The organism is Bifidobacterium sp. WK012_4_13 (genome assembly GCF_041080835.1).
GTDB classification, from domain to species: Bacteria; Actinomycetota; Actinomycetes; order Actinomycetales; family Bifidobacteriaceae; genus Bombiscardovia; species Bombiscardovia fermentum.
Genome location: NZ_CP129683.1, coordinates 748,854 through 762,516, shown reverse-complemented (window position 1 = coordinate 762,516; position 13,663 = coordinate 748,854). Strand labels below are relative to the sequence as shown.

Here is a 13,663-nt window from a genome sequence, read left to right as displayed (position 1 = left end):
CGGCATGCATGTCTCATGCGCGCGACTGCGCTCGTCCCAGCAATGCAAGGAGGACATATGCCACAGGAACGTAGCCGCATCGTTCGGCAGGCGCATGACGATGTGCAGGAGCAGGGATCGGCCCAACGTGTGAAGGGCGATGAATCGAACATCGACGAGCTTGATTCGGTGCTTGATGATATCGAGACCTCGCTTAGTGAGAACGCCGAAGAGTACGTGAACAGATTCGTGCAAAAGGGTGGCGAGTGATGTGCCTCAGCTACGCGATTCCCATCTTGAGGCAATGGACCACGACCGGTTACGAGGGTCCCGCGGCGGTGCCTTCGCACGCATATTCGGCATAGAAACGGAATATGGGGTGAGCCTCACTGGAACTGAGAGGCTCTGCCCGGCTCCGGATATCGCCAGAACGATGTTTCAGCCGGTCATCTCACGCGCCCGGTCGACCAACACCTATCTGCAGAACGGCGCCCGCCTTTACCTGGATGTCGGATCGCACCCCGAGTACGCGACTGCCGAGGCGCGCACCCCGTTGGACGCCGTGAAGCAGGATCTTGCAGGTGAGCGGATCGTGGCTCGCCTTGCCCTACGCGCCCAAAAACAGCTCCAGCGTGAATATGGTGCCGAGGCGCGCGTGCACGTGTTCAAGAACAACGTCGATGCCTCTGGACAGTCATTCGGATGTCATGAGAACTATCTGCTGCGACGCCACGTCTCACTCGATGACGTGCGCAGGCTGTTGGTGCCCTTCCTGGTGACGCGACAGCTTTTCTCCGGTGCGGGAAAGGTCACGAGAGACGGTTTCGAGCTTTCCCAGCGCGCCGACTATCTTGACGAGGCTGTCTCGAGTGCAACGACCCGCTCGCGCCCGATGGTGAACACCCGTGACGAGCCACATGCCGATCCTGAGCTTTTCCGCAGACTGCATGTCATCGTCGGCGACTCGAATCGCTCCCAGGTCGCCACATGGATGAAGCTGGCCACGACTCACCTGGTGCTCTGCATCATCGAGGAGGCCATCGAGAAGGGTTCTGCGACACCATTCGAACGTTGTGCGCTTGTCTCTCCCGGGAAGGCGATCCGTGCCGTCAGCAGGGACCTCACTGGCCGTGCCATGATCGATGTGGTGGCGGACTCCGGCGAACAGCACTCGGCGCAGTCATCCGCACTGTCCATCCAGCATGTGTATCTTGAGGCGGCCCAGGACTTCGTGTCCCGTCATAGCGGTCTGGGAAGCTCCGTCCTTGACGATGCGGGGCAGGTCCTTGAACTATGGGGCCGTGCGCTTCAGGCCATCGAAGCGGGGAACTGGCAGGCCCTGTCGGATTGGGTAGACTGGGCGGCGAAGCTACGCATAATCAATGCGCTGAATCGACGCGGTCGTGCCCATATGGGGAAATCGTCGCCATCATGGGCGCAGATGAAGATGCTTGATTTCGAATACCATGACATCGTCAATGGGCATGTCATAGAATCCCTGGAGCGGCATCGCCAGTTGAAGACCCTGATCTCCAAGGAAATGATCTCGGATTCGGCGAGCAACCCTCCAGCTGACACGCGCGCACGGCTGCGTGGCCTATTCGTTCGCAGGGCGCTTGCCAGCGATATCCCATGGTCATGCGATTGGACGCATCTGGTCGCCATGGGGGACCATCATGCGGAATTCGAGATCATGGATCCCTTCATGAGTGATGTCACCCCGGATTTCGAGGAATTCATCGATTCCATGGCTCCTGGCTACATCGAACGTGATTCCTGATGTGCGTCTTGACCGCGAAATCAAAAATCCCGGTCGATAACGTTATCGACCGGGATTACAACGTTTGTATGTCCCCAGATTACTTGGTGACTGCCTTCTTGAGCAGTGAGCCTGCGCTGATGCGGACGCCGTAGCTTGCTGGAATCTTGATGGTTTCACCGGTGCGTGGGTTGCGGCCGGTGCGGGCAGCGCGCTTGACGCGTTCCGCCGAGAAAAGACCCGTAAGTCTCAGGCCTTCGCCTGACTGGAGGGACTCCACAAAAATATCCTGAAATGCGTTGATTGCAGCCTCAGACTGTGCCTTGGTCAGGTTTGACTTCTGTGCAATCTTTGAAACGAGATCGGACTTGTTGTATGCCATATGAGCATCCTTCTTTTGGGGGCCCCCATCCTTTCCGGGAAACCCATCGGTCACAGACGATATTAGCGCATATCCGTTGAAATTGCCGCGTTCCTAAGGGTTTTTTCTGCAAAACGCCGGTATCTTGACAAGCATTTTCACATCATCGTCATATCATCGTCATCCAGTCAGGCGATTCCCACTAGAGAAGACTGTGCCTTTCCAGCCATTTGGCGGCAAGGGCGCCGAGTGGAATGCGAATCCAATACGTTGCGACGCGGAAGAGCACCGTTGCTGAAAGAGACAGTGCGGTAGGGACGCCAAGGCTCGAGAATCCGAATGTCAGCGCAGCCTCCACGGCTCCCAACCCTCCCGGTGTCGGCACTGCCGAACCGATCGTGTTGGCCAGAAGATATATGAATGTGGTTTCCATGATGTTGGTGTGGTATCCAAATGCCATCAGTGCCGCCCAGTAGCCGAATCCGAGGCCGAAGCTCTGCAGCCATGATCCCAAGGAACTGATGATCAGCTCCTTGGGCTGGGTCAGCACATCAAGCAGCTGACGTGTGTAGGTCGACACTATCGGAAGCAGACGCTTCATCGCATATTGGCGAACGGGAGTAATCGCGATTGCGAGTGCGATGATGATTGCCAGAACGCCGATCACTACGACGAGGGTGTTCGTTGGGATCATGCCGGAGAAGCTGCTGCGGCCCGTGAATATGCCTATGAAGACCAGAAGCAGGAATGTGGTGGCAAACTGCACGGCCACCACTGCGCTCATGATCGCCGTGGCGATGCTATTCTTGTACCCGCTCTTTCTCAGGTATTGCAGATTGACGAAGGCGGGGCCTACGCCGGAAGGCATGGAGACGGCAGTGAAGCTCGAAGCGACCTGCGTCAGGAACAGACCAAGGTAGTTGCGCTTGTCCCTGTCGACGAAGGTGCCAAGCGATATGGCGCCGCCGAGCCAGGCCATGACGCCGAAGAGGAAGCACAGACCCGCCATCCATGGGTTGGCATGGGTGACTGCATCGATGACCTGTTGAAGGTTCAGCTGTGTGATGATGACCACGACGGCGACGATCAGCAGCACCAAGGCCGCGAAGGAGCGGAAGCTGAAACGGGAGAGATTCACCGTCTCGAGCGATTCGACGGCTTCTTCATCGCTCAGCTTGCGAACATCGTCCCGCAGGTCTCGAATCGTGTTTTTGCCCCATGTCGGCAGGGCGCAGGTCGATGCGGGAATGGCGACCTTCTGCATGAAGGGCGCGAGCTGGATGACCGCATCCTTGCCCCAGACGGCGCATGCGATATTCAAAGTGCGTTCACGGCCTATGGTGCAGCAGAGAAGTACAAGAAGCTGCACCCGATCGATGCTCATATTCGGTGAGGAGCTTGCATAGTCGCCATTCTGCCAACCTGCGATGACTACGTTGCCATGCTCGTCGCGTGAGAGATTCGAGGCGGAGATATGGCGATGCGTGTACCCATGTCGATGGGCTGTCTCCAGATAGTGCATCATCTGTCTGGCATCGTCGTCGTCAATGCCGTCAAGATCGAGCTTTTCAAGCCTCACGTCGGTGTCGAAGACAAGAACCGACGACTCGCCCACCGCAGACATCGCGTATGGGTGGGCGGCTGTCAGGCCCAGATTGCGAAGTCCGAGCAGCATCGAAAGATGATGTTCGGTCGTGTCATAGGCAGATCTGTCGCGCCGCATCGCGATTCCGGAGAATTTGATCCATCGCCACACCTGCAGAAGATATCCGGCGGTATGCGTCTGGTTGTCCAGGACCGAGACCACATATGACCTGCCTTGCGTGTCGACGAGCCGGTATATGCGTGACTGCGAGGTGTTGTCATCGAGAAGGGAGGATCCGCTCTGGGCATCTCGGACCTGGGCTTGCTGCCTTTCGTCCTGAGGATCGCCGGAGTGCATTGCGTGGCTGTCATCTTCCGACAGACGTTCGAGCACGGCGGTGGATATGCCTATGGTCCTCACCGATTGCACAATCTCATTTCCCCATGCACCCTTGTTCTGGGTTCCGGATGCGAAGCGGATGAGCATGCCCAGCATGCAGCCTACGGTGATCGAAACCAATGAGCCTGACAGTGAGTTGGATGACAGAGCGACCGAAACGATGCCGACTCCCAGCAGCAGATTCCACCCCCACACCAGTGAATTGCGCATGCGCCGGGGGCCCGCGGCGGTGAGGAACGCTCCCAGTCCGGCATATATGTCAGGCAGAAACCCAATGCCTGTGAGCAGCGCTGAGGAGCTCAAAGCCTCGATCAAGGTCTGATTGCCTATATGAATGATGAGCATCGACAGCAGTCGGATGACCGTATACCCGCTGAACAGTGCCAGCGTTGACGTTATGGCCTGCTGCCATTCCCTGTTGATGAGCAGCTGAACGAGGACCCATATGACTATCACGGTAGTGACGAATTGCTGCAGCAGGCTGGTCGGAAAGTCGACAAGCCACTCAAGCGCATGGCCGGCCGTGGTGTGCACGTCGGATTCGACGCCTGCGGTCAGTCCCTTGAGGTAAAGAGACACAAGCACCACGAGGACGAATGCCAGCAGATACGACCCTGCTCGCACCAGGTCGCCAAAATCGTGCACGCGCTTTGGAGCGGTGTCCGTTATCTGCGGCACAACGTTATCTGTGGAAGGACCATCGTCCGTGGCATGGCCATCGTCCGATGGAATAGTGGCAGAGATCGGTGTCGCCTGACTGCTCGATCCGAGGTCTGCCTGATTGTCCGAATCCTGGACATTATCTCTCTTCTTGAGATTGTTCCCCATATCAGTCGAAGTTTACCAAACGTCCGGCGATGCCCACATAGCTTTCGGGACGCAATCGCTTCAGCCGACTTGACGTTTCATCATCGAAGTCGATCGTGGATATGAAGGATTCGACGGCTTCCTGATCTATGGCATGGCCTCGCATGAGTTCCTTGACTCGCTCATAGGGGTTGTCCATTCCGGAACGCCCTTCCAGGGCCGCTGCACGCATCGCGGTCTGAATCGGCTCGCCAAGCACCTCCCAGTTTTCCTGCAGCTCTCGTTGTATGACGGCATGGTTCGGATGCACGGATTTGAGTCCGCCGAGCAGATTGTCCAGTGCCAGCAGCGCATATCCGAATGCAGATCCGATATTGCGCTGGGTGGTGGAATCGGTGAGATCGCGCTGCCAACGGGTCTCCGTGAGCGTGGCGCCGAGCGTGTCGAAGAACGAGCATGAGATCTCGAGGTTGGCCTCGGCGTTCTCGAAGCGAATCGGATTGACCTTGTGAGGCATGGTGCTTGAACCGGTTGCTCCCTTGACAGGAGTCTGCGCGAACACTCCTCGTGAGATATACATCCATGAATCCGTCGCCAGATTATGCAGGATGCGGTTGAGATGGCTGATGCTTCCATAGAGTTCAGCCTGCCAGTCGTGCGATTCGATCTGAGTGGTGAGGGGATTCCATGTCAGGTGCATTCGATTGGTGACGAATTCCTGTGAGACGGCGAGCCAGTCGACGTCGGGTAGGGCGGCGACATGCGCGCCGAACGTTCCCGTCGCACCGTTGATCTTGCCCAGGTACTCCTGAAGTTCGATATGCTTGATCTGGCGACCCAGCCGATAGGCGAACACGGCAAGTTCCTTGCCTAGAGTCGTTGGAGTGGCGGGTTGGCCATGCGTCAGGCTCAGCATGGAGAGATCCTTGAACTCCTCGGCCTTGTCCTTGATGTAGTCAACGAGTTCCAGAGCCGCTGGAAGCCAGATCTGCTGGACTGCGTCCTTGACGCAGCGAGCGTACGAAAGGTTGTTGATGTCTTCGCTGGTGCAGGCGAAGTGAACGAGTGGCTTGAGTCTGGCAAGCTCGGTATCTGTGCCGAGTTGTTCCGCAGCGGCGTCAAGGCGACGGTCGATGTAGTATTCAACGGCCTTCACGTCATGATGGGTGACTTCCTCGATGGCCTTGAGCTCTGCGATGCCATCTTTTCCGAAAGCCTCGGGAATGCTCCGCAGATACCGTCGCTCAGCTTCGGTGAATGGGGTCACTCCAGGGATGATGGCCTGCAAGCCGTTGCCGTCAAAGCCATTCGCGAGCAGAATCATCCATTCGACCTCGACGCGCATGCGTTCGCGATTGAGCGCGGCCTCGCTCAAATATTCGGTGAGAGGTGATGTCTGTGACTGATAGCGTCCATCGAGAGGGCTGAGGGCAAGTGCGGGTTCAATTTCAGAAAGCTTCATAGCCAACAGAATACGCGAAGCCCTGAACGCTATGGGTGAGCGTCGGTCAGGCGATCATCCGGTGGCGGCATGCAGTCGTCCTTGGTAATGCCTTGTCGATTCGAGGGTGCCGGAGGTGATCGCCTTGAAGTGCTCGTCGTGCATGCTCGCAGCCGGAGAACCTATATGGAGGGCATCGTTCCAGGCTTCCTGCTGCTTTTCCATCGAATGATGCTCACCTTTCGACGCTTCGACGGCAGCATCGGATTCCACGGCGCAGTCCCTCTCCGATTGTGGCTCTTCCTCCGTCTCGGTCCTGTCCGCCCCTGTCTTGCATGCCATGCCCGCCGGCTCCGCTGAAGATGTCGTCCGTGCGCGCACGCTCAGCCATGATGCATTGCTGGGATTGCGTCTTCCATCAAGGCCGGGAACCACATCTCGATCGACCTCTATGCTGGTGACCCAGGTCTTCTGCGGTATCGGGTGGTTGCCGACTGGCGAGCCTGCCGTGATCACATGGGATATCTGATATTCCCTCTGCGCGTCGGCTGCGATCGTTGCCGCGACAATTCCTCCCTGGGAATGCCCGACCAGGGCCACCTTGTCTGATTGCCTGATTCCAGCCTCCTTCATCGCTGCAAGGACGAATCTGACACTGTCTGCGTTCATGCGTCGTTCGGCACTGTCGCTCATGAGTTCCACGTTCTGCAGCCATCCTATCGGCGTATCGGCGTGGGAGTCGGTTCCTGGTATCGTCACCACCCAAGATGCCAGGCCCTTCGCGTCGACATATCGCTGAATGGCAATGGTGGCGTAATATCCGTCGCCCTGCGACCCGATGCGCTGCAGGTTCGACAGGGCCTGCCTCACCGATCGTGCTGCAGGCAGCGAGATGCCTTCGACCTGCCGCACGCTGAGATCGTTGCCCTGCTTCAGCGCGGAGACGAGGCTGGTGTAGCCGCTCAGACCATGTGCGATCATGCCGATGCCAAAGCCTGCAGCGAGCCCCGCAAGCATGCGAAGGGTGGTTTCCTCGGCATGAGAATATGTCGAGTGAGCGCGAGCCAGCAATCGAGCAAGTTCCGAGATGCCATCCGACAGCGTCTGCTCGGATGCGGCGACTTCCGTCAGCATGGCAACGAGCCAGGTGGGTTGCAGAAGGGTGTGAAGGTATGCTCCCGGATGGTGCGATGACTCTGCAGACAAGGCAGGGCAGAGCGGAGCCTGGGCCGGCAGGCATGCGGTTCGCATGATTGCCTCGCGCCAGTGCGTCGTGCACCTTGCCAAGGACTCAGACGTGGCCTCAAGCTGATGAACCACCGTGATGCACGCAAGGGATTCAGGGGTTGAGAACGGCTTGCCCCCATAGACCGATGATTGCAGACTTCCTGGGGAATACTGCCTCATCATCGAATCCAAGCGCTGAGTCTGAACTGGATTTCAGACAGCATCCTCGAGCATCGCTGTCCATGAATGATGATGCGTTGGGCATGCTGACGAGCCTGCGACGCAGCTTTTCCCTCCCATGTCAGTCCTTGCAGGCCTTGAAGCGCAGATTGAGATTCCGCGATCCTGGTCTGAGCGGTGGCGATGATGGGCAGCAACTGATGTATGTGATGACGAGCCAACGCAAGACATGGGCACGGAGGAGCGTATGTCCCGTCTGACGATGCCTGGCTGATTGCTTGCAATGCGCCGTGTGGCTGAGCCGGAAAGGCTCCGAATTCAATGGGCTGGCGATGTGTGATCTGGTTCATTGCCTCAGTCCAGCATCGCGCCGGGCAAGTCTCAAACTCGTTTGGGAATGTGGTCGAATGTCGGTCCGATCGAACGCAGACGACCGTTCGACTCCGCTATGCGATCGCGACCCTCGCGGTCTGTACGGTGAACATGCTTACCAGGCCTTTGTCGTGGAACTTGAAGAACTCGAGGGAGTGCCCGACGACGTGCTCGCCGAGGAACTTGAATTCGACTGTTGAAGCGTCTGATTCTGCTTCAGCAATTCTGCGACCTTCTTCCGCTGCTCGGCATTCAGGCTTGATTCTGGAGTGCTGCTTGCCGAACTTGAGCTTGCCCCGCTCGCATTGCTGGAAGATGTGCTGCCGCTGCTGCCATTCTGGGCCTTGAGCGCGGCGTCGATCATAGCCGTAAGCTTCCTGGAGGTCGCAGCATTGGACTTCACGGCATAGGACACGCCTGGCAGCAGTGCATGCGAGAATGCCTCGGCATCTGAAAACTGAGCATCGGTCTGCTGCTGGGCTGCCTTGAGCTCGTTCAGATCAGCATCGTCCTTGGAGGCAGCCTTGATGTTGCTCTGCAGGCTTTGGGTCGCCTGATTGTATGTGCCTGCGGCACGGATGTTCACCAAGGTGAGCGCCAGACCTAGAAAGACGATGGTTGCTGCCACGATCAGAACGATCCTGACACCTAGGGACGCCCTGTGTCTGGGCTTGGCGGTCTCTGACGCGTCCAACGCCTGATCTGAGGTTGCATTGCGTGTTGACTTGGTGCTCACAACATCCTCCTTGTGGTCGTCAGCCATGCACCGAACTCCCATAGAAGCAGCGCCCCCGTCACGATGGCAAAGGGCCAGACCACAGGCATCGCCCGCTTGCGCCTCTTGACCGTGGTAGTCACGCGATACTGCTTGGAAGCCTCTTTCGAAGCCGAGTCCGACAATGTCTTCTGTGCGTTCGTCGCTATGTATCGGCCGCTGATCTCGTCGGCGATTGCGGCAAGATTCTTTGGATCCATCCTGGAGACCGCAGGCTTCTTCGTGCTTGGATCGATAACCCAGCTGCCACTCTGCGTCTGATCGCCAGAAGCCGTGACTTCGGTGACGGGGACCTGCCCTCCCTGCGTTGAACCGACACCTATCGTGAACCCATCGCTGATGTATCCGCGCAATGATGAGAAGCTTCTGCGCGTTGCCGAACTGGTCTGTTCCCCATCGGTGATGATATAGAGCAGTATGGAATCATTGGGGTGCTGGTCATGGGTCGACTTCAGATTCACGATCAGCTTGTCCAGCGGGGCATCGAGGTTGGAACCCGACGAGCTGGCGGTGGGTTCCGTGCGAAGCGTCTCGGCCCAGTTGGTCAGAGCGTTGGAATCGGGGGTCAGAGGAACATCCAGGCTGGCGCTCGCTCCAAAGCTCATGCCTGCAAAGCTCGCATCGGGATACAGCTTCGTGATGTCGGTCACCGCCTTGCTGGCGGCGTTGAGTCGGGTCATCGTGTCCTGACTGCCATATTTGGCATCTTTCACAGCCATCGAACCGGTGACGTCCACTGCGACATACACGTCTGTCGCATTGATGGCCTGACTCGTCGTGGTGGAAACGACGCTTGGCGTCAGCACCATGATTGCGATCAGGACGGCGATCGCGCTTCGTCTGATGCAGGCTGCGAGGGTGGTGTCCGAGTTCTCCCGCTGCCGCACGAAGAGCACTGCATTGACGATCGCCGCAACGATCAGAGCCGCCGCGATGATGCCGCCGGCAATCCAACCCAGTGATGGGGAGAGCATGTATCCGTTCATCGACGCAACCTCCAGACGGTCAGCATGAAGCCCCCAAAGAGCACAGCCAAGGCGAGAACCCACCACGTAGGCTCATCGACGATGCTTGCCTGGTCATCGGATTCTTCGGATCCGTTGCGTCTGCTTTCTATCTGCTTCACCAGATCCTCCACGCCCGCATTTGCACTGGTGGCGAGGAAGATGCCGCCATGCGACTGTATCTCGTTCTTCATCTGTATGGTCGTGGCATCGCCTTCGCTTTCCTCAGGGCCTGCGAACAGACCATCCACGTTGATCTTCGCAGATTTCGCCAGATCAAGGGCCTGCTTGAGCGAATATGTGGAGGTGCCGGAAACGACGTTATCGGTTGCCAGAACGATCGACGATGACCGGCTTGCGGTCGAGCCCGATGAGCTGGTACTCGAATACGAGAATCCGGGCAGCATCGCCGAGCAGTTCACCAGACCGTCCCCTATGAGCGAAGTCTCGTTCTGACGGTTCTGAGTGCCATCGAGCCAATCTGAAATCGCCTGATAGTCCTTGTCGCTCATCTTGTCGATGTCGCTCTGCGACTGCACCCCGTCAAGGATCTTGTCTGCCTTGCGCAGCTGCCTGGAAACCAGGGAATAGTCATCGGTAAGCGGAAACACGGTGCGTGACGTTGAGTTGAAGATGCTCATGCCGATGCGTTCCCCTTGGAAGTTCGAGACCAATCCCAGATATGTGGAGATGATCGTACGATCGTAGGGGAGTGCGGAACCCGATACGTCAAGGCAGAGCACGATGTCTCTGGTGCTGCTGTATTCCTCGCTTGAATCGACGGAGGATGGGCGTGCGTTGATCACTCCAGCAAGTATCAGCGCCGCAGCAAGAGCAGCGATCGCGAGACGGTTGAGGTTGCGCCAGCCTCGATACTGGTCGGCGATGTTCTCCGTCTGCAGATGCCTCTCAACATTCCATACCTCAGCATCGGATTCGCGAATGACCGGGGGATAGTTGCGTCGATTCCGCCACCACACCAGGGCGACCACCACAAGAATCGCCACCGCGGCGACCGCGAAGGCCCAAGGCCAGCGCCATATAAGCACACCCATCTATATGCGCCACCTTTCCGTAAGACGACCGACCCAGCGCGCAGCCTCATGCACCGTCGATTCCTTGGCCTGACGGTTGCTCTCCCCGTCGGCGAACTCAGGAGGATACAGCGCCGCTATCGTCTGTCTGAGCAGGTCCATGCCGTTCCTGTTGTTTCCGTGCCTTGATTCACTGCCAAAATCCGCCAGTGTATTCGACCTCACATCCTTGCTGAGGTTCCTCGACGCGTATTCACGGGCGATGCGGGCCAAGGCTACGAATGCCTCCTCACGTGTGATCTCTCCCGACTCGAAACGTTGTTCGACATCATCGATTCGACCGTGCCAAGGGTCCGTGCGCGAGGTCTGGCTGTGCGCCCCTGTGCGCTTGGGCTCTCTGACCGTCCGTGGACGCCACAGCCAGATGACGAGTGCGATCGTGGCGCATACGATGACCGCGCCCGCCAGCGCTGCGAACCACAGCTTTCCCGTGCCAAGGCTGCCGAGGACGTCGAGATCCGAGGTGTCGATCCCCGCCAGGAACAGTGTTCGGCCGTCAGGGCCTGCAGTGCTGAGAACATCGATCATCGAGTGCCGTCTCCAACTTTTTCTCTATCTGATGTGGTTGCATATGGCTTTACTATGCGATTCGTAGAACTGCGGGCAAGTGAAAGGGACACCAGTCTGACAAAATCATGAAACATGAGCTCGCTCGAACTCGAACGAAGCATCCTCGAGCCCGATTTCTGCAACTCATGGGTGAGTTGGGCTGCATTGAAGCGCCGATGATTCTCGACGTCCTCCGCATTTGCCTTCCGTGCAAGGAAAGCCGGAACGAAACGTCCGGTGGCTGCATCGACCACGCGATCGTAGCGCCGTGGTCGTGAAAATGGGTTGACCGTCACCACATTGATGACGACCACGGGATGCGATTGGGCGAGTTGGCGAATCTTCTCGAGCTGGGGCTTTTCAAGCGCAGTGTCGTCCGTTGCCAGGACCAGCAGTGCATTGCGATCCTGAATCCGCCTTCCGTAGTCCAGCAACGCATCGAGGTTTCGCGGACGATCCAGGTCGCGACCGGTCGCGTCGTCGAGCCTGCGTTCGAATTGCGCGAAGCCGCCATTGAACTGTATGCGGGTGATGTTCGCCGAATCGCCCAGCACAAGGGATATGTCATCTGAGCGGCGAAGCGAAAGCGTCGCAAACATCGCGAGTGCGTTGCATGCCACGTCGAGAGCGCGCTCGCCGCCCTCGCAGCTTCCTGACATCTCCATGCCCATGTCTAGAAGCATCCAGACACGACTCGTCGAAGGCCGTTCCTTCTCGGCGATCATGGGACGGCCGACGCGGGCACTGGTCTTCCAATCAATGAGTCGAGCCTCGTCACCGGGCTCATAGGCCCTTATGTCGAGGGTGTCCTGACTCCCGCCACGCTGATGGGAAGTATGTTCGCCCTCGAGAACACCCATCGCCCGGCGTACCGTCGGAAGGCTCAGCGTGCTGCCAAGGGACTCGATCTTGCGGCGAATGGGATCGTTCGATTCATCGGTGACTTCCGTGCGCCTCTGCGAACTCATGGTACGGGCACCGCCTGCACGATGGAATCAATCACCTCATCGCTTGCCACTGCGTCAGCCAGAGCCTCGAAAGTCAGCAGTATGCGATGGCGAAGCACCTCATGCACATAGGCCTTGATGTCTTCCGGAATAACGAAATCACGGCCTGAAAGCAGGGCGTTCGCCTGACCGATGCGCGTCAGCGCGATGGATGCTCGCGGGCTTGCACCGAGGCGAACCAGATTGGACAGTCCTTGAATCGGATGGGTTCCCGCTCCTCGGCTGGTCGCTGCCAAATCGACGGCGTAGTTCATTATCGCGTCAGAAACGTGGACCTTGCGCGCCGAGGATCGAAGGAACTTGACGTCATCGATGGAAATGATGTCAGATCCGAGAGTCTCGGTGTTGACCGTATCCGTGCCTCGTCTGGTGAGCAGCTGAAGCATCTTCTGCTCGTCGTCGGCATTTGGATACGTCATCACCGCCTTCATCATGAAACGATCCATCTGCGCCTCTGGAAGGTTGTATGTGCCTTCCTCCTCGATTGGATTCTGCGTTGCGATGACCATGAATGGCTTCGGCAAGGCGATTGGTTCGCCACCTATGGTGGTCGTGCCTTCCGCCATTGCCTCAAGCATAGCTGACTGAGTTTTCGCATTCGAACGGTTGATTTCATCGAGCAGCACGAAATTTGCGTGGATCGGGCCAATCATGGTGGTGAAATGCTGCGTCGAGAAATCGAACACCTGAGTGCCGACCAGGTCCGAGGGCATCAGATCCGGCGTGCACTGAACGCGTTTGAAGCTTCCTGAGACAGAGGTTGCCAGGGTCTGCGCGGCCGTGGTCTTTGCAAGGCCGGGGACGGATTCTATAAGAATGTGTCCACCAGCGACCATCGTCACGATCAATGATTCGCGAAGATTGTCCTGACCGATCAAGGTCTGTGCGAATCGCGATCGAATGGTGTTCGCGAATTGACTCGCCCTCTCCTCATCCTCATGGGTGAGGGGCTCTGCATCTATGGTGCGCATGTGATTCTCCGGTTTCAAAGGAAAGTCTGAGTTCCCGCCAACATCGGCTCGAACCCCGGTCGTGGGATGCGGCTCACCCTCAGAAGTGTTGTCATTTACGCCATCTTGTGGTTGCGGAGGAAATAGTGCCATGGACACCACTGTAACCGCAGT

12 protein-coding genes are annotated in these 13,663 nt (G+C 57.8%); 2 read left to right on the top strand and 10 right to left on the bottom strand.

Annotation, left to right across the window (positions count from 1 at the left end; translation table 11 throughout):
* Nucleotides 1-57 precede the first annotated feature (57 nt).
* The gene (locus QN062_RS03045; RefSeq protein WP_369342137.1) at nucleotides 58-249 is read left to right on the top strand and encodes a ubiquitin-like protein Pup; all 192 of its coding nucleotides are present in this window, start codon (nucleotides 58-60) and stop codon (nucleotides 247-249) included.
* 1 nt (nucleotide 250) lies between these two features.
* Nucleotides 251-1,759 carry a proteasome accessory factor PafA2 family protein gene (locus QN062_RS03040; RefSeq protein WP_369342136.1) on the top strand — a complete coding sequence of 503 codons (1,509 nt, stop codon included), beginning with the start codon at nucleotides 251-253 and terminating at the stop codon, nucleotides 1,757-1,759.
* Between the two features lie 79 nt (nucleotides 1,760-1,838).
* On the opposite strand, the gene QN062_RS03035 is transcribed toward QN062_RS03040, so the two are convergent.
* The 10 genes from QN062_RS03035 to QN062_RS02990 form a co-directional block, all read right to left on the bottom strand.
* The gene (locus QN062_RS03035; RefSeq protein ID WP_094694680.1) at nucleotides 1,839-2,120 is read right to left on the bottom strand and encodes an HU family DNA-binding protein; all 282 of its coding nucleotides are present in this window, start codon (nucleotides 2,118-2,120) and stop codon (nucleotides 1,839-1,841) included.
* 181 nt (nucleotides 2,121-2,301) lie between these two features.
* On the bottom strand, nucleotides 2,302-4,911 hold the full coding sequence (locus QN062_RS03030; RefSeq protein ID WP_369342135.1) for a YbhN family protein: 2,610 nt from the start codon (nucleotides 4,909-4,911) through the stop codon (nucleotides 2,302-2,304).
* Nucleotide 4,912: 1 nt separating this feature from the next.
* Nucleotides 4,913-6,352, bottom strand: coding sequence for an adenylosuccinate lyase (gene purB, locus QN062_RS03025; RefSeq protein WP_369342134.1), 1,440 nt, complete (start codon nucleotides 6,350-6,352; stop codon nucleotides 4,913-4,915).
* Nucleotides 6,353-6,406: 54 nt separating this feature from the next.
* Nucleotides 6,407-7,741 carry an Mbeg1-like protein gene (locus tag QN062_RS03020; RefSeq protein ID WP_369342133.1) on the bottom strand — a complete coding sequence of 445 codons (1,335 nt, stop codon included), beginning with the start codon at nucleotides 7,739-7,741 and terminating at the stop codon, nucleotides 6,407-6,409.
* A gap of 484 nt (nucleotides 7,742-8,225) precedes the next feature.
* Entirely contained in the window at nucleotides 8,226-8,846 is a 621-nt protein-coding gene (locus QN062_RS03015; protein WP_369342132.1) for a DUF6466 family protein, read from the bottom strand.
* Complete coding sequence (locus QN062_RS03010; protein WP_369342131.1) at nucleotides 8,843-9,871, bottom strand: vWA domain-containing protein; 1,029 nt, start codon at nucleotides 9,869-9,871, stop codon at nucleotides 8,843-8,845. The genes QN062_RS03015 and QN062_RS03010 overlap by 4 nt, the downstream gene beginning before the upstream one ends.
* Nucleotides 9,868-10,944: a VWA domain-containing protein gene (locus QN062_RS03005; RefSeq protein ID WP_369342130.1), complete on the bottom strand. Its 1,077-nt coding sequence runs from the start codon at nucleotides 10,942-10,944 to the stop codon at nucleotides 9,868-9,870. The genes QN062_RS03010 and QN062_RS03005 overlap by 4 nt, the downstream gene beginning before the upstream one ends.
* The gene (locus QN062_RS03000; protein WP_369342129.1) at nucleotides 10,945-11,511 is read right to left on the bottom strand and encodes a hypothetical protein; all 567 of its coding nucleotides are present in this window, start codon (nucleotides 11,509-11,511) and stop codon (nucleotides 10,945-10,947) included.
* Nucleotides 11,508-12,500 (bottom strand): DUF58 domain-containing protein, encoded by a 993-nt coding sequence (locus QN062_RS02995; protein WP_369342128.1) that lies wholly within the window; start codon nucleotides 12,498-12,500, stop codon nucleotides 11,508-11,510. Before QN062_RS02995 ends, QN062_RS03000 begins: the two co-directional genes overlap by 4 nt.
* Entirely contained in the window at nucleotides 12,497-13,510 is a 1,014-nt protein-coding gene (locus QN062_RS02990; RefSeq protein WP_369342127.1) for an AAA family ATPase, read from the bottom strand. Before QN062_RS02990 ends, QN062_RS02995 begins: the two co-directional genes overlap by 4 nt.
* Nucleotides 13,511-13,663 lie beyond the last annotated feature (153 nt).

Bases quoted from the DNA above. Each gene is read 5' to 3' on its own strand.
- QN062_RS03035 (WP_094694680.1), bottom strand. From the start codon at position 2,120: ATGGCATACAACAAGTCCGATCTCGTTTCAAAGATTGCACAGAAGTCA.
- QN062_RS03000 (WP_369342129.1), bottom strand. From the start codon at position 11,511: ATGATCGATGTTCTCAGCACTGCAGGCCCTGACGGCCGAACACTGTTC.
- QN062_RS03010 (WP_369342131.1), bottom strand. From the start codon at position 9,871: ATGAACGGATACATGCTCTCCCCATCACTGGGTTGGATTGCCGGCGGC.
- purB (WP_369342134.1), bottom strand. From the start codon at position 6,352: ATGAAGCTTTCTGAAATTGAACCCGCACTTGCCCTCAGCCCTCTCGAT.
- QN062_RS03030 (WP_369342135.1), bottom strand. From the start codon at position 4,911: ATGGGGAACAATCTCAAGAAGAGAGATAATGTCCAGGATTCGGACAAT.
- QN062_RS03005 (WP_369342130.1), bottom strand. From the start codon at position 10,944: ATGGGTGTGCTTATATGGCGCTGGCCTTGGGCCTTCGCGGTCGCCGCG.
- QN062_RS02990 (WP_369342127.1), bottom strand. From the start codon at position 13,510: ATGCGCACCATAGATGCAGAGCCCCTCACCCATGAGGATGAGGAGAGG.
- QN062_RS03020 (WP_369342133.1), bottom strand. From the start codon at position 7,741: ATGATGAGGCAGTATTCCCCAGGAAGTCTGCAATCATCGGTCTATGGG.
- QN062_RS03045 (WP_369342137.1), top strand. From the start codon at position 58: ATGCCACAGGAACGTAGCCGCATCGTTCGGCAGGCGCATGACGATGTG.
- QN062_RS02995 (WP_369342128.1), bottom strand. From the start codon at position 12,500: ATGAGTTCGCAGAGGCGCACGGAAGTCACCGATGAATCGAACGATCCC.